At 50.9% G+C, this 15,634-nt stretch carries 9 protein-coding genes; 8 read left to right on the forward strand and 1 reads right to left on the reverse strand.

Annotated elements, in window-relative coordinates; translation table 11 throughout:
• Positions 1–66: 66 nt before the first annotated feature.
• From G8770_RS10455 to G8770_RS10480, 6 genes are all read left to right on the forward strand, one after another.
• Entirely contained in the window at positions 67–1,395 is a 1,329-nt protein-coding gene (locus tag G8770_RS10455; protein WP_167185875.1) for an amidohydrolase family protein, read from the forward strand.
• A 565-nt stretch (positions 1,396–1,960) separates the two neighbouring features.
• Positions 1,961–4,408 (forward strand): TonB-dependent receptor, encoded by a 2,448-nt coding sequence (locus G8770_RS10460; protein WP_167185878.1) that lies wholly within the window; start codon positions 1,961–1,963, stop codon positions 4,406–4,408.
• A gap of 536 nt (positions 4,409–4,944) precedes the next feature.
• Positions 4,945–7,503, forward strand: a complete 2,559-nt coding sequence (locus G8770_RS10465; protein WP_167185881.1) for a TonB-dependent receptor — start codon at positions 4,945–4,947, stop codon at positions 7,501–7,503.
• A 330-nt stretch (positions 7,504–7,833) separates the two neighbouring features.
• Positions 7,834–9,087 carry an acetyl-CoA C-acetyltransferase gene (locus tag G8770_RS10470; protein ID WP_167185883.1) on the forward strand — a complete coding sequence of 418 codons (1,254 nt, stop codon included), beginning with the start codon at positions 7,834–7,836 and terminating at the stop codon, positions 9,085–9,087.
• A gap of 160 nt (positions 9,088–9,247) precedes the next feature.
• The gene (locus G8770_RS10475; RefSeq protein WP_167185885.1) at positions 9,248–9,913 is read left to right on the forward strand and encodes a TetR/AcrR family transcriptional regulator; all 666 of its coding nucleotides are present in this window, start codon (positions 9,248–9,250) and stop codon (positions 9,911–9,913) included.
• A gap of 161 nt (positions 9,914–10,074) precedes the next feature.
• Positions 10,075–10,818 (forward strand): 2-oxo acid dehydrogenase subunit E2, encoded by a 744-nt coding sequence (locus G8770_RS10480; protein WP_167185888.1) that lies wholly within the window; start codon positions 10,075–10,077, stop codon positions 10,816–10,818.
• Between the two features lie 87 nt (positions 10,819–10,905).
• Here G8770_RS10480 and G8770_RS10485 read toward each other — a convergent pair whose 3' ends face one another.
• The gene (locus tag G8770_RS10485; protein ID WP_167185891.1) at positions 10,906–11,796 is read right to left on the reverse strand and encodes a LysR family transcriptional regulator; all 891 of its coding nucleotides are present in this window, start codon (positions 11,794–11,796) and stop codon (positions 10,906–10,908) included.
• A gap of 199 nt (positions 11,797–11,995) precedes the next feature.
• Between G8770_RS10485 and G8770_RS10490 the strand changes: the two genes are divergently transcribed.
• A complete protein-coding gene (locus G8770_RS10490; protein WP_167185894.1) occupies positions 11,996–14,419 on the forward strand; it encodes an arylsulfatase in 2,424 nt (807 codons plus the stop codon).
• A gap of 191 nt (positions 14,420–14,610) precedes the next feature.
• The gene (locus G8770_RS10495; protein WP_167185897.1) at positions 14,611–15,633 is read left to right on the forward strand and encodes an NAD-dependent epimerase/dehydratase family protein; all 1,023 of its coding nucleotides are present in this window, start codon (positions 14,611–14,613) and stop codon (positions 15,631–15,633) included.
• The last annotated feature ends 1 nt before the right edge of the window (position 15,634 follow it).

Below are 15,634 nucleotides of genomic sequence, written 5' to 3' on the forward strand. Positions count from 1 at the left end.
TTACAAACACAGGATTTTTCACAAGCCAGGTTTTGGCAACAGTACAAGCCGTATGAGGAGAAGAGTATGAATATGAACGATATGGTGCTCATCAGTGTCGATGATCACATTACAGAACCACCCGATATGTTCGAGAAGCACCTGTCGAAAGACGACCTCAAAACTGCTCCCCAGTTTGGTGTTGATGAGAAGGGCAAATGTTTCTGGACCTACCAGGGCATGTACATGCCATCTGTTGGCTTGAATGCCGTTGTTGGGCGTCCTCTGGAAGAGTACGGCATGGAGCCTAACTCGCTGGAAGAAATGCGCGAAGGAATTTACAACGTTCACAAGCGCATCGACGATATGAACGTGAACGGCATTGCCGCGTCTTTGAACTTTGGTACCGTTGTGGGATTTGATGGCGGTCGTTTCCATCGTGCCCCAGACAAGGACCTGTCCCTGATCCACCTGCGCGCCTATAACGACTGGCACATTGATGAGTGGTGCGGTGCCTACCCAGGCCGTTTCATTCCCTGTGCCATCCTGCCAACCTGGGATATGAAAGCCACCGTTGCTGAGATCAAACGTATTGCTGCCAAAGGCTGTACTGCGGTATCTCTGAACGAGAACCCCACCGCCCAGGGCCTGCCCAGCGTTCACAATGCGTATTGGGAGCCAATGTGGAAAGCCATCTCCGAGCACAACATCACTATGTGTCTGCACATTGGTGCTGGTAACCCGGTTCCTCATGCGTCGCCAGAAACGCCGATTGAGGCCTGGATCACCACCATGCCTATGTCCAGCGCTGTCGGCGCTGCTGACTGGCTTAACCTGTCTGCTCTGGAGCGTTATCCAAACCTGAAAATCGCCCTGTCCGAATGTGGCCTGGGTTGGATTCCGTACTTCATGGAGCGCGCTGACTTCAGTCACTCGCGTCACAAAGCCTGGACCAATTCCAGCTTCCAGGGCAAGAAGCCCAGCGACATCTTTAAGAAACACTTTATGGTGTGTTTCATTGACGATGCCTTTGGTCTGGATAACCTGAAGTATGTTAACGAAGATCTGGTGGCTTACGAAACAGATTACCCGCACTCTGACACCCTGTGGCCAGAATGTCCGGAGCATCTGTGGAAAACCATGAATCATCTGACCGATACTCAGATTGATAAAATCACTCACCTGAACGCGATGAACTGGTTCAACTTTGATATGTTCAGTCACATTAAGCGTGAAGACCTGACCGTGGGTGCCTTGCGGGCACAAGCCGCTGCTGATGGTGTGGATACCACGCCGCAGTCCTACGGTGGTGAGAAGCCGCTGGCCGAGGGCGAAGCGCCACGCCGAATAGTCTCGGGCGATCTGATGACTATGTTTGAACATCACGCCAAAGAAGGCGCTAAAAAATCGGCTTGATCATTCGTTAAGCGTTTGTGAAGACGGGGGCCCAGCCCCCGTTTTTTTTGCCCAAAAAAACTCGGCCAGCATGACGCACAGCCGTCAATTAACGCCTAAATGTACAACAAACTTCACTGAGCAGCGGCTGTTTGAGGAGGTATTGGGAGGCGGCATTTTGTTCAACAGTGATGTTTGGTTATGGGCAGGAAAATACATAAATACAAGGAGTAATGAGATCTGGAGGAAAATGTACTTGTCCCTGCCCCAATAGCTAGTGACTTTCGAATTGAAACATAGTAATTTTATGCCCAACACTGTTGTTCAAGGGTTAACCGAATCGACAATATCCATTCGATAGAACAGTGCCCGTGAGTTTCAGATGTGACTAGTCAATAACTATAAAAATGCACAATGGGATAGAACCGGAGAAATAATTATAATGAATTCGTTAAGTTCTCAATTACACCAGAGTTATAAAAAATATTGCACAAACGGCGCTGTTCCGATGGCCACATTGGCGCTGGCAATTTCCGCAATCAATTTCGCCCCGGTCGCAAGTGCGCAATCAGACGATGAGAGAAGCATGCGCGTGCTGGAGGAGATAGTCGTAACCGCACGTCGTCGGGAAGAAAGCCAACAAGATGTACCCATTGCGATTACGGCAATGAGTGAAGATTTTTTGCGCGCGCAAAATATTGGTGAACTGGAGGACCTGGGTACCCACGTGCCTTCCCTGCGCATCACCTCAGCGGGTACCGACACCAATACACCGCTGATCAGTATTCGTGGTCAGCGCCCATCCGAAGCCAAAATTGAGTTGGACGCGGCCGCGCCGATGTACGTCAATGACGTGGTGATGACCCCGTCTACCGGTACTAACCTGGCGCTCTACGATCTGCAAAATCTGCAGGTACTGAAGGGACCGCAGGGCACCCTGTTTGGTCGTAACAGTACCGGTGGTGCAATTCTGGTGACACCCAAGCGCCCTGGCGATGCTCTGGGAGGTTATGTCGAAGCGCAATTGGGTAACTATGGCCTGAAGCATATCGAAGGTGCAGTGGATGTGCCCGTTACCGATGAACTGACCATGCGTATTGCTGGTCGCAGGGTAGAGCGTGACGGCTATCAGGAAAATATCGCTGCTAATGCCCTGCATGGCGATGATTACCGCGGTGAAGATTCAGAAGCTGTACGGCTGAGCATTAACTATGGCAGTGATCGGTTTAATAACCTGACTGTACTGGCATACGATAACAACGAGTCAGGGGCACCGATTCCCCATCTGGTCGGCTTTAACTCCAGTGCGATAGCCGGACAGGCATATGCGGCTATAGTGCCGGAATATGCCGCCGCGGTACAAGAAAATATTGACCGTGACGACCCCTGGAAAGTGAAGGCAGATATTGAGGGCGAAGATAATGTCACCAATACCTTTGCCTCTAATACCACCGAATTTGACATCACTGAGAGCCTGACAGTGAAAAATATTTTTGGTTACCGCAAGGTAAAGCGTGAAGCGGTAACCGATTCTGACGGCACGGCTTTACCTGTTGCGGGTGCCATTCCAGATTACGATGCCTATACCGATAATGGATATCCGGTACCGATCTCAACAGTTCATCCTCTTTATGGTCCTATTACTATCCCGGCTTTTGGTACAGGTTATGATATAAACGGATCTGGCCAGACGCAGAATCCAGACCTTAATGAAACTGAGGCGGAGCAATTCAGTAATGAGATTCAGCTGCTGGGCAGTGCGTTTGATGAGCGCATGGATTGGATTGTAGGTGCCTACTGGTACAGCATGGAGGGCACGGTTAATGAAGACCTCGTGGTGATTCCTGCGCGTCCTTCTTTAAATACACATCCCCTGCTGGGCGCCGGTGGAGCAAATTTAGCAGGCGGCCAGGTTCAGCACAGTCGTTATTCAACAGAAAATACGGCTTATGGTTTGTTTGGCGAGGGAACCTTCTCTTTTAATGATTCCTGGTCATTGACGGCCGGCTTGCGTCAAAGCTGGGATGAGCGTGAAATTACCGTGAGCAAGTACCAGGGTCCGCTGGGTGCAGAGCCTTGTGTGGTGACCACGGGCGGTGTGGTGGAGGCGGATTGCTCGCGCAATGAGAGTGAAAGCTATTCATCACCCACCTGGCGTTTGTCGGCAAACTATACACCCGAAGATGATACCTTGGTGTATTTCAGCATTGCGACTGGTTATAAAGCTGGTGGTTTCAATGGTCGGGGCAGCGATGATGTGTCATTGCAACCGTTTGATGAAGAAACAGTAACCACCTACGAGTTGGGCTATAAGGGAGACTGGCAATTTGACTGGGCTGCAGTGCGGACTAACTTGGCCTTGTACTGGCAGGACTATGAAGACATCCAGCAGACGCGCTCCTTGCCTTCCGACACCGGCAGTTTGACGACAGAAACTGTTAACGCAGGTAAGGCAGAGATCAAGGGCTTGGAGTTCGATGTCACGGTTGCTCCGACCGATAGCCTGCTGTTGTCTTTGGCCTACTCGTATGTTGACGCGGGTTATAAGGACAACGTGGTGGGCGTGAACGCCCGCAATGCATTGGGTGGTTACGACACGACATCGGTTGATCGCAGCGATGCGCCATTTACCTACATCCCCGAGCAGTCATTGACCGCTTCTGTAACCTATACCCTGCCTCTGGATTCCAGTCTGGGTGAGATGTCCCTGATGGCAAGCGTGTACTGGCAAGACGAGATGCAAACCAACCAGTGGGCCGGTGACTTTGATATTGTTGGTGGTATTCAGGGGTGGAGTGATGCCAATATCGCTATGGCAGAAGAGGTCTCTACCATTGACGCCTACGAAGTCTTGAATCTGCGTTTTGACTGGCGCAACATTATGGGTTCCAACTTCGATGTCGCGGCATTTGTGAGCAACGCAACGGATGAGGAGTATGTGACGGGTGGTTTGAACGTCATTGACATTCAGTACGTTGGGTATACCTACGGTGCTCCACGTACTTACGGTGCTTCGCTACGCTATCTTTTCTAAACTTTTGATCATGACTCTGAAGGAACCGGCCGGCCTTTTTGGCTGGCCGGTTTTTTTTTGCTCACGACGGGCGGCTTCTGGCTCGACCGCCCGGTGACAGCAGGCGCTTCGATATCTGCTGCTCGCGGTTAATGACATGCGTCTACGACTGCGATTGCACCTCCTTTTATAACCTCCCGGTTTGTCTGCTGCGTCACATTTCTAGGCCTGTTTATTAAGCCTGTCGAAAAGCCGCTTTGCTGACGCTGTTTCCCATTTGAGCGCAACCAATTGTCCCTTTGGGCGGTACGTGTTGATAAATTAAATGATCAACAGTATTGTTCATTTATCTCAAATGTGAATAATAGCCTGAAATATAATTCTGATAAATTCTAGACCTATTGAAGTAACTGCTGAATCGCAAACCGGCAGTTATTTGGAAGCAATTTAATGCCTTTAGCCCTATTGGAAAACAATAAAAGGGCTGAAGCGAATAAAAGAAAATTAATAATCAATAATGCTTATATCTATAAAGTCACCATGAAGAGAGGTATATAATGAAAAAGAATAGCGGCCCTTTGCCGAGCCCACAGAGAACGTCCAATACCCATTTACAATTAGCCAGTCTGGCTCTGGCGATTGCTTCAGCCAATTGCATTCCGAACGCCGTTGCCCAAGAGCGTGGCCAGGGTTTCGGGCTGTTAGAAGAGATTGTCGTAACCGCCCGTCGCCGTGAGGAGAGTGCTCAGGATATTCCGGTTGCCGTAACGGCCATGAGCGAGGACTTCCTGCGCTCGCAAAATATTACCGAACTGTCAGATCTGGGTACCCATGTGCCTTCGTTTCGGGTTTCCAATGCTGGTACCACCACCAACACCCCGGTTTTGTCGATTCGCGGCCAGCGCCCGACAGATGTTTCCATGACTCTGGATCAAGCGGTGCCCATTTATTTCGCCGAAGTGGTCATGACGCCCGCAGAAGGTTCCAATCTGTCTATGTACGACCTGGAAAATGTTCAGGTGTTGAAAGGCCCACAGGGAACCCTGTTTGGCCGTAACAGCACTGGTGGTGCTCTGCTGTTGTCGCCTAAAAAGCCTGGAACTGAGCTGGGTGGCTATGTAGAAACCAAACTGGGTGATTATAACCTGCGCAGTCTTGAGGGTGCGGTTGATCTTCCTGTGAATGAAGTGGTCCAGTTACGGTTGGCTGGCCGTACCTTAGAGCGTGACGGGTATCAGGAAAACGTTGCTGACAATGCTTTACACGGTGAGAAGTTTTGGGATGAAGACTCCAAAGGGCTTCGTCTGAGCATGAATCTGGAGCTCAGTGAAGACCTCAGCAATCTGCTGATGGTCTCTTATGATAAAAATGATATGTTGGGTCGGGTACCTGTGCCCACCGCATTCAACTATTCAACCAGTGTTGGTGGAATGTTAAATAGCATTCACAATGGTGGCCTGGGTGAAAATTTTGGATTCCTTGGAATTTCAGCGGATAAAAGCGTTGATGAGGCTTTAGCGCGCCAACAGTCACGCAGTGTGCATGAAATTGAAACCGACTTTATGTCTCGTGATAAAGTTGAGAATCAAATGGTGGCCAACACCACGATGTATAATTTGACTGATAACCTCAGTCTGAAGAATGTGTTTGGTTATCGTAAAGTTGAAATGTCCAGTGCTACGGATATTGACGGTACTGCTCTGCCAATGTTTGGCACCCTGTCGACGGGTGCGGTTACCCTTGACCCTGTAGGGCCAAAGACAACGGCTGAGCAGTTCAGTAACGAAATTCAACTTTTGGGGCACTCTTTTGATGACCGCCTGGAGTGGATTGTGGGTGGTTATTGGTACGACATGCAAGGCACCACAGAGGACGGCGTGACTCAGATTTTGGGGGCTAATCCCGACTGGCAGGAAGGTGGATATGGCTTGGCAGGTTTCGACCCTCGTTTGGCCGTTCTAGATTTGGTTGCTGAGCATAGCTTGACTCAAATCTCACCGGCGGGTGACGTTCACAATGAAGCCTACGGCTTTTTTGGTGAAGGGACTTTTACCTTTAATGAGCTGTGGGCATTGACGGTCGGTTTGCGTCAGAGCTGGGATAAACGTGCAGTAACAGTACAGAATTACAGCGGCTTTGGTGATCTTGATGGCGGTATGCTGGTTTGCAGTGTGACCGATGTTGACGGCAATCCTGCAGAAAACTGTGAGCGTGATGAAAGTGAAACCTATTCCAGCCCAACCTGGCGTGCGTCTTTAAGTTATACGCCAAGGGCAGAGTTGATGATGTACGGTAGTGTATCTACTGGCTATCGCGCTGGTGGTTTCAACTTGCGCGGTACGGATAACGCCACTTTGCAGCCATTTGATGAAGAAACTGTACTGACCTACGAGATTGGTCAAAAATCCGATTGGGAAATTCAGGGCGTGGGGTCAGTGCGTGTCAACGTTGCTGCCTACCTGCAGAAATACAATGACATTCAAAAAACTCAGGGTGTAGTAACCGATAGCGGTTTTGGTACAGCGACGATCAATGCGGCTAAAGCTGAAATTAAGGGCTTTGAAGCAGACATCACTTTTGCTCCGACTCAGAATCTTTTGATGACTTTGGGTTATTCGTTTGTCGATGCGGGCTATGATGAGTGGGATACCTTGGTGCAGGATTCCAGTGGTACCCCTGTGCTGTTGGATGCCTCAAATGGTGATTTCACTTACGTGCCTGAAAATTCAGTGACGGCGTCAATTCGCTACACCTTGCCGCTGAGCTCCAAGTGGGGTGAGGTGACTGCCATGGCAAGTGTTTACTGGCAGGATGAAATGAAAACATACGCTAACGGTGATCTGTTCGATGAGATGGCTGTTCTTGAAGGCTGGTCTTCCGAAGACCTGGCTTCTGCCCAGTCGACTCTCGATGCCGACGCTTATGAGGTTTGGAATGTCAGGGTCGATTGGCACAATGTGATGGGGTCAAATTTTGATTTTGCTGCTTTTGTGAACAACGCTTCTGACGAGGAGTATCAAGTGGGTGGCCTGAACGTAATCAGCAGTTTGGGTCTTTTCGCTCCTACATATGGCGCTCCGCGAACAGTTGGCGCTTCCTTGCGTTATCAGTTCTAAGGCCATTAATCTAAAGCATAAAGCTTGGGTTCACTGAAGGGTGGTCCTGAGCGGCAGTTCTCTCTACCATCGAGCTTTTGGCGGGAATAGGTTTCTATTACCCGCCATTTTTTTATCCTCACTATGGCGTGATGGGGTGGTTTCATTGGGATGTTCCCCTAATGTGACTCGCCGTACTTTAGATTTTTGATGATGCAGCAACAGCTCTCGGTCGTGATTGTTATCTATACTTATAAACAACACTGTCGTACAATAATGTTAGGTTTTGTGCCTTAAGATGACAGTTACACGGTTCCAGAAGTGAATTCTGGCCAAAAGGAGAATAAAAACATGTCCGAAGCATACATAATCGACTCTGTACGTACGCCACGCGGTATTGGAAAGCCGGGCAAGGGCGCCCTGAGCCAGATGCACCCTCAACACCTTGCCGCCGCTGTGATGAAGGCGTTGCATGATCGCAATGGCTTTAATACTGCAGACGTTGATGACGTTATCTGGGGCACGAGTGCTCAAAAAGGTTTACAGGGCGGTGACATGGGGCGCATGGCCGCTCTGGATGCCGGTTATGACATCCGTGTGAGCGGCGTTACTCTGGATCGATTTTGTGGCAGTGGCTTGACCGCGGTTAACCTGGCGGCGGCCCAATTGATGTCCGGCATGGAAGACCTGCTGGTGGCCGGTGGCACGGAAATGATGTCCCACATTACCGCTCAAGGCATGGCCGAGCGCGAAGCGGGTCTTAAAAATCCGGGCATCGGTACCGGTAATGCGCGCTTGCAAAAAAAGCACCCACAATCCAATCAGGGGTTATGTGCCGATGCCATTGCAACCATGGAAGGCATTACCCGGGAAGAGTTGGATGCGTTTTCGCTGGAGAGCCAGCGCCGTGCTGCTCATGCGATAGAAAACGGCTATTTTGACCAGTCCATTGTTCCGGTGGTGGATGACGAGGGTAAGGTTGTGCTGGCCAAGGATGAACACCCTCGCCCTGGTACCACGGCTGAAGGTCTGGCTGCACTGGAGCCAAGCTTTGCAGCTCTGGCAGACATGCCGTTGGATAAAGAAGGTAACACCTTTCGTAAATACATCAATCAACGTTACCCGGATGTGGATATCAAAAACTTCCACCATGCGGGCAGTTCTTCCGGTGTGGTGGATGGGGCAGCCGCTCTGTTGATGGCCTCAGAAAGTTATGTTCAGAAGCATGGCTTAAAACCTCGCGCGCGTATTATTGCGACAGCGAATATGGGCGATGATCCCACCTTGATGTTGAATGCTCCGGTGCCGGCGGCCAAGAAAGTACTGGCTAAAGCCGGCCTGACCAAAGACGATATCGATTTGTGGGAAGTGAACGAAGCCTTTGCCGTGGTGGTTGAAAAGTTTATTCGTGATCTGGACATTGATCGTGACAAGATCAATGTTAATGGCGGCGCCATTGCACTGGGGCATCCTATTGGTGCGACCGGTGCGGTCTTGATTGGAACTGTTCTGGATGAACTTGAACGACGCAACCTGAAACGTGGTTTGATTACCATGTGCGCTGCAGGCGGCATGGCCCCAGCCATTATTATTGAGCGGGTTTGAGAGCTTCTGTAAAAACGTGATTGCTGCACAGGTCTTTTTTGACAGAGTTAACAACATCACACGGGAAGATGATGAGATTAGGGCATTTTCGTTAGGGGTCATGGGATGTGACCGGAAACTGTCCCTTGATGTTTACACCTTAATTTAAGGAATTTACACAATGGAAGCTGATGCTGAAGTAACCAAAGTCAATAAACGCAGGCGCGATCCTGAGCGTACCCGTGAAGCTATTTTGGAAGTTGCCGGAAAGTTGTTGGCGAGCGATGGTCCAGAAGGTTTGAGTGTCTCCAAGGTTGCGCAAATGGTGGGTGTAAACCGTGGCACAGCTTATCACCATTTTCAGACACGGGATCAATTATTGAGTGCCACCGTGGCCTGGGTTAGTGAAAAATTATGTCGTGAGTCTTTTGGTGACGATGCAAATGCCACTGACCCTTCGTCGACAAAAGTACGGCCTGGACAATTGGTGGAGAACCTGTCCAAGTTTGCCATTGAAAACCCGGAGTATGGGCGTGTCTGGCTGGTGTCGATTCTGGACCCTGAGAAGCGGGCGAATGACCCTTACTGGAAACGTTACAAGGCGATGATGGAAAAATTCGTCTTGTCCGATCTGGCGGAGCCGAACATAGACCCTGAAGTGCACGCGATGATGATGGTGGTGGGTTCAGTGTTATGGCCGGTTTGGTCGCGAGCTGGCAAGAGCGATGAGTCTGAAAAACATGATCTGGTGAAACGATTCACGGACGAAGTGATGAGACTCAATAAGAATGGCATCATCAAAAGCGACAAGCTGCCTGTTTTTGATGGAGAAGCCCCCCCTCAGTAAACAAAATTAGTGGTAGCCTTCGATGTGTTTGGATTGATTTTACTCAAGTCAATTTGAATGTATTGGCGGCTTTCGTGTTAATTAAGAAATACCGCCAGCCGCCAATTCACGGTGTTATATCGGGCACGGATTGGGTTTGAGCTTGGCTGCAGGAGTCAATAATGAGTGATCAATTTAGCAATATGATGCCGTGGCCGGAGATGGATTTTTCCGTGTTTGGCGAAGTCGAAGAGAAGTCTGTTGGCAAAACCCAGGCCTATGTGGGTCGTGCCATGCATCGCAACTGGGCTTCTATTCCTCACGTTACCCACAATGACGATGCGGATATTACGCAGTTTGAGCGGCGTCGCAAGGCCTGGAATCAGTCGAATCCGGATAAGAAACGCACCCTGTTACCGGCCCTGATGAAAGCCACTGTTGCCGCTTTGAAAGAATACCCGCAGTTCAATACGTCACTGAGCGCTGATGGCACCAAGTTATATCAAAAGCACTACTACCACATCGGTATTGCGGTTGACGTGCCCAGCGGTCTGTTGGTACCCGCAATTCGCGATTGTGATAAAAAGACGGAAGATGAATTGGCCGTTGAGTTGGCGGCAACTTCAGAGAAAGCCCGGACCAAAGGTTTGTCGATGGCAGAAATGTCTGGCGGTTGCTTTACCTTGTCATCGTTGGGTCACATTGGTGGCACCAGCTTTTCTCCCATCATTAACGCTCCGGAAGTGGGGATTTTAGGCATTACACGAGCGCGCAGTTGCTTTTTGCCGGATGAGCATGGTGAGCCGGAGTTACGTCAATTGTTGCCGTTGTCACTGAGCTACGATCATCGTGTCATTAATGGCGCGGATGCCGCTCGCTTTGTTCGATTCGTGGCGGATTGGTTGGCGGCCTACGAATTTAAATAATCTCTGCAGTGTTTGCATAATTTTTTGACTGTTATTTCAATTGATAACACATTGATAAAGGCCTCCGTTATGCTGAAACGGAGGCCTTTATTGGGTGACGGCCAGCCTGGAAAAAAAATCTTTCACATAGGTTTCAATGGCTTCGGCGGCTGGTGAGGCATGAGTGCCTCGCAGACGCGCCATATAAACCTCTACGTGTGAGGGCCGCTGTTCATCTTTGACATGAATTTTTGCCAGTAATCCCTGTTTCAATTCAGCTTCGACCAGTTGAGGGGATGTGATCCAAATGCCGTCACTGTGCATCACCGTGGTACGGAGTACATCGTAGTTATCACAAATAAAGGCCCCGCCCACGGGCTCGGTTGCAGAACTGAAAGGGTGAATGGCACTTAAAACAGGAAATTCAAACAGGTCAGTTTGCTTTAAGGATGGGCGAGTGGTTAAGGGGTGATCTGCTCTGACCAGCATGGCCAGTTCTATCTGACCAACCACTTCAAAGGAGACTTCCGGTGACGCTTCAACCAATCCTTTGCCGCAAAATAACATTTCAATCTGATCTTCCTTGAGTTCGTTATGCAAAAGCAGATCGGGTTTGATGCTGGCATGGATTTGCAGCTTGGGGTGTTGCTGCATGAAGTGGCTGCTGAGTTTTGGCAATGTCAGGCTGGCAATAAGGGGCCCCATGCCAAAGGCGAGTTTACCGGCTTTACCCTGGCGGTAGAGTTGCAAGTTGTGGTCTAGCGTCCGGGCTTGTCTGAGCAGTTTTTCGGCTTCCTCTACGGCCAGTTGTCCAAGGGGCGTGAGGGCTGAACCACGGCGGCTTCGGTCGAAAATTTTAATGCCAAAGTGCGCCTCCACTGTGGCAATGCTGCGACTGAGGGCGGGCTGGGTGATGTGCAGCACCTCGGCTGCTCTGGAAAAGCTGCCGGTAGTGGCGACAGTGACGACATGATTCAGTTTTTTAAGATCGATTTCCATGGTTTGAGGTCTGACGCATAACAATTAGGCATGGCTTGGTGATTTGATTTGCATTAAAAATTATACCAAGACTCAGGCATAGTGTCTCAGCCGATCCACACCCCCCCTAATTTGGGGGGATTTGTCGGTCGCGCCTGCAAATTGCATTCACGCTGAAAGACTGGGCTGGTTAGCGTTACTGGCTGAGAGGGACAAAATAATGAAACAAATCAAATTCCGTTGGGTGGCCGCAGTTGTGCTGTGCCTCGGCACCGGCTGGCTGGGCCTGCGTTTACCTCTGTTGCACGCAGAGGCTGATGCGGTAGATCGCAGTGTGCTGCCAATACCGGCAAAAGCCTATGAGGGTAAGCTGGAGCCCACCGAAGACGAATCGACGCCGATGTACCCTTCGCCGGTGAAAGCCCCCCACGGTGCGCCGAACATTCTGCTGGTGATGACCGATGATGTGGGCTTTGCGTCAGCGAGTACTTTTGGGGGGCCGGTACCGACGCCGAATCTGGATCGACTTGCGTCTGAGGGCCTGCGCTATAACCAGTTTCATACCACGGGTATCTGCTCGCCAACACGCGCGTCGTTACTGACCAGTCGCAACCACCATGCGGTTGGTTTGGCGGCGGTGGTAGAGCTCAATTCTCCATACCCGGGTTATACCGGACACATCCCGACTTCGGCGGCCCCAGTGGCTCGCATTCTGCGCGATAACGGTTACAACACCGCCATGTTCGGCAAGGACCATAACGTTCCTGCCGCAGAGCGCTCTCCGTCTGGCCCATTTGATCAATGGCCTACCGGACGCGGCTTTGAGTATTTTTACGGCTTTGTTGGCGGCGATTCCGACCAGTGGCAGCCTGCTCTCTATGAAGGTATTTCCCCGGTCGATGGCAGCCATCGCCCGGACGATTACTTATTGGATGAAGAGCTGGCCGACAAGACCATCAACTGGATTCACAACCAGAAAGCGTCTGCACCCGATAAGCCTTTCTTTGCTTACCTTTCCACCGGTTCAGCCCATGCGCCCCACCAGGCCCCCAAAGAATGGATCGAAAAGTTTAAAGGGAAATTCGATCAGGGCTGGGATGAAGAGCGTGAGAACATTCTCAAGCGCCAGTTGGCTCTGGGGGTTGTACCAGAGGGAACCCAGCTTGCCAAAAGGCCGGATATCATTCCGGCCTGGCACAGCTTGTCCGCAGAAGAACAGCGAGTTTATGCCCGCTATATGGAAGTCTACGCCGCTATGCTGGCCTATCAGGACGCCCAATTTGGCCGCGTCATGGATGAGCTGAAACGCATGGGGCAGGCGGATAATACGCTGGTGGTGTTTATCGAAGGGGATAACGGTTCCAGCGGCGAAGGGGGCTTACAGGGGACGCTCAACGAAATGGCGCACCTGTCTTCCAGCAACAGTCATCCAGAGGATATTGCCTGGCTGGATAAACACCTGGACATTATGGGGGGACCGGATACCTATCAGGGCTTCCCCATAGGCTGGACTTATGCCACCAACAGCCCGTTCCCCTGGTTCAAGACTCACGCGTCGCATCTCGGCGGAGTGCGTAACGGGTTGGTGATTTCATGGCCACAGAAGATGCAGAACAGGGGTGAGGTTCGCAGCCAGTACCATCATGTCGTGGATATCATGCCGACCTTGTTGGACGCCGCAGGAATACCGCAACCGAAAGTGGTCGACGGGGTGGAGCAGCAGCGGGTAGACGGTAAAAGCATGCTGTACAGCTTTGATGAGGCCGACGTGGCTTCCGTTCGCACCACCCAATACTATGAGGTTTTGGGTAATCGTGGCATTTATCACGATGGCTGGTTAGCCAGCACCACCCCTCGCAATATGCCCTGGGACATTGCCAGTGTTCGCGGTGGCAGTGATGTGACCAGCTACCCTTGGGAGCTTTACAATCTGAACGAAGATTTCAGCCAGTCCCGTAATGTGGCGGCGCAGTACCCGCAGAAGTTGGAAGAGCTGAAAAAAATCTTTGACCAGGAAGCGCGCAACAATTATGTCTACCCGATTCAGGACAGCGGTGGCAATGCGCGTGCTATGCGCATGATCAAAGCGGCAGGCACCTTCCGGGATGAGTACGAATTCTGGGGGCCGGGGATTCAATTGCAGTTGGTCTCTTCACCCCCGATTTACAAAATGCCCTTTGTGTTAACCGCCGAGATTGACGTGCCGGAAGGTGGCGCTGACGGGGTCATCGTTGCCGCGGGCAGTTATTTTAGTGGCTGGAGTTTCTATCTGAAAGACGGCAAGCCCGTTGCTTATGCTGCTATTTCGCCCTTGAACAAACCTGGTCTGCAATCGCGCATTGCCAGTGATACCGCATTAACACCAGGTAAACACCAACTCCGTTATGAGTTTGATCACGATGGTGCAGAGGGGGGGGAATTGGCGATCTTTGTCGATGGTGAAAAGGTTGCGCAAGGTGAGGTGACACGCCGGCCTGAAATTCTGGCGGGCAATGGTGAAACCTTTGATACCGGTCGGGACGCCAATGTGCCTGTGTCCAAAGAATACCAGGATCAGGGTGTCTTCACCGGGACGATTGAAAAAATCACCGTGAAAATAAAAATGCCGCTTGTTTATCGAGCTTACAAAGCCATAACGGGTTGAGGTTGTCTGGTCTTTCCCGTTGGTTTTTTGCAAGCAGATAGTCGCCATTCGTATAGGTCCGTTTGATGTGACCCATATTGGATGGCGCCGTACCGAGCTGTTTTACGCTGGCATGAACAACCGGTTTACGGTTGTTCATGCTGTTACTTATTAGACCATTACGATTGTACCGTGGGGAAGAGAGAAGAATTATGACCGAAATAACTCAGGGCTTTTTAAAAAAACCTGTATTAGTCACTGGCGCCAGTGGGTTTGTGGGCAGCCACATTGCCCGACAATTGGTGGCGCAGGGGCGTGAAGTCAGAGTCTTGCTGCGTAAAACCAGCAGCACGAAAGCACTACAAGATTTGCCTGTTGAAATTCATTATGGCGATGTCCTTGAACCTGCAACCATCCGTGCGGCGATGGCGGGCTGTGGTTCGGTGTTTTACAGCGTGGTGGATCCACGTTTTTGGTTGACCGATCCGACCCCTATCTTCCGCAATAATGTGGAAGGCCTGGTCAATGCCATGGATGTGGCTCTGGAGCTGGGGATTGAGCGCTTTATTTTCACAAGTAGTATGGGCACCCTGGGTTTCAATCCGGATGGCCCGGTGACTGAGAAATTCGAGTTTAATTGGCACGATAAGGCCTCGCCCTATATTCTCGCGCGGCTGGAAGCGGAAAACCAAATGTTGGCTTATTGCCGTGAAAAAGGGTTGCCAGGTGTGGCCTTGTGCATTGCCAATACGTATGGGCCGCAAGACTATCAACCTACGCCTCACGGCCATGCCCTGTGGGAAGTCGCTTCAGGGAAAATGGGCGCCACTTTAAACGCCAGTCAGCCGACGGTGGATATTCGCGATGCCGCCCAGGCTGCGTTGAAAGCAGAGACCCACGGGAAAGTGGGTGAGCGTTACATCATAGCCAACGAATACATCAGCAATCAGGAATTTTACAAAATTGCCACTGAGGCCTATGGCAACAAGCCACCGAAACTGATTCCGCTGCGCTTGGCGTATGGCATTGCCTGGGTGGCCGAGCGCATCTTTAAGCTGCTGGGCCGCAAAGATTATCTGGTCAGTACAACCGCGGTGTACCTCTCCGATGCTTTTAAGGAAATGGACAGCAGTAAAGCGCGACGTGAGTTGCACTGGAGCCCACGCCCGGTCGCCGAAACGATCCGCGATGCGCTGGCCTGGTACGAGCAGAATGAAAACCACAGTAGTCACTGAG

Source organism: Pseudomaricurvus hydrocarbonicus (assembly GCF_011602365.1).
Classification (GTDB): Bacteria; Pseudomonadota; Gammaproteobacteria; order Pseudomonadales; family Cellvibrionaceae; genus Pseudomaricurvus; species Pseudomaricurvus hydrocarbonicus.

Excerpts from the sequence above, each read along its gene's own strand:
- G8770_RS10475 (WP_167185885.1), top strand. The coding sequence starts at position 9,248 with ATGGAAGCTGATGCTGAAGTAACCAAAGTCAATAAACGCAGGCGCGAT.
- G8770_RS10455 (WP_167185875.1), top strand. The coding sequence starts at position 67 with ATGAATATGAACGATATGGTGCTCATCAGTGTCGATGATCACATTACA.
- G8770_RS10465 (WP_167185881.1), top strand. The coding sequence starts at position 4,945 with ATGAAAAAGAATAGCGGCCCTTTGCCGAGCCCACAGAGAACGTCCAAT.
- G8770_RS10460 (WP_167185878.1), top strand. The coding sequence starts at position 1,961 with ATGCGCGTGCTGGAGGAGATAGTCGTAACCGCACGTCGTCGGGAAGAA.
- G8770_RS10470 (WP_167185883.1), top strand. The coding sequence starts at position 7,834 with ATGTCCGAAGCATACATAATCGACTCTGTACGTACGCCACGCGGTATT.
- G8770_RS10495 (WP_167185897.1), top strand. The coding sequence starts at position 14,611 with ATGACCGAAATAACTCAGGGCTTTTTAAAAAAACCTGTATTAGTCACT.
- G8770_RS10485 (WP_167185891.1), bottom strand. The coding sequence starts at position 11,796 with ATGGAAATCGATCTTAAAAAACTGAATCATGTCGTCACTGTCGCCACT.
- G8770_RS10490 (WP_167185894.1), top strand. The coding sequence starts at position 11,996 with ATGAAACAAATCAAATTCCGTTGGGTGGCCGCAGTTGTGCTGTGCCTC.
- G8770_RS10480 (WP_167185888.1), top strand. The coding sequence starts at position 10,075 with ATGAGTGATCAATTTAGCAATATGATGCCGTGGCCGGAGATGGATTTT.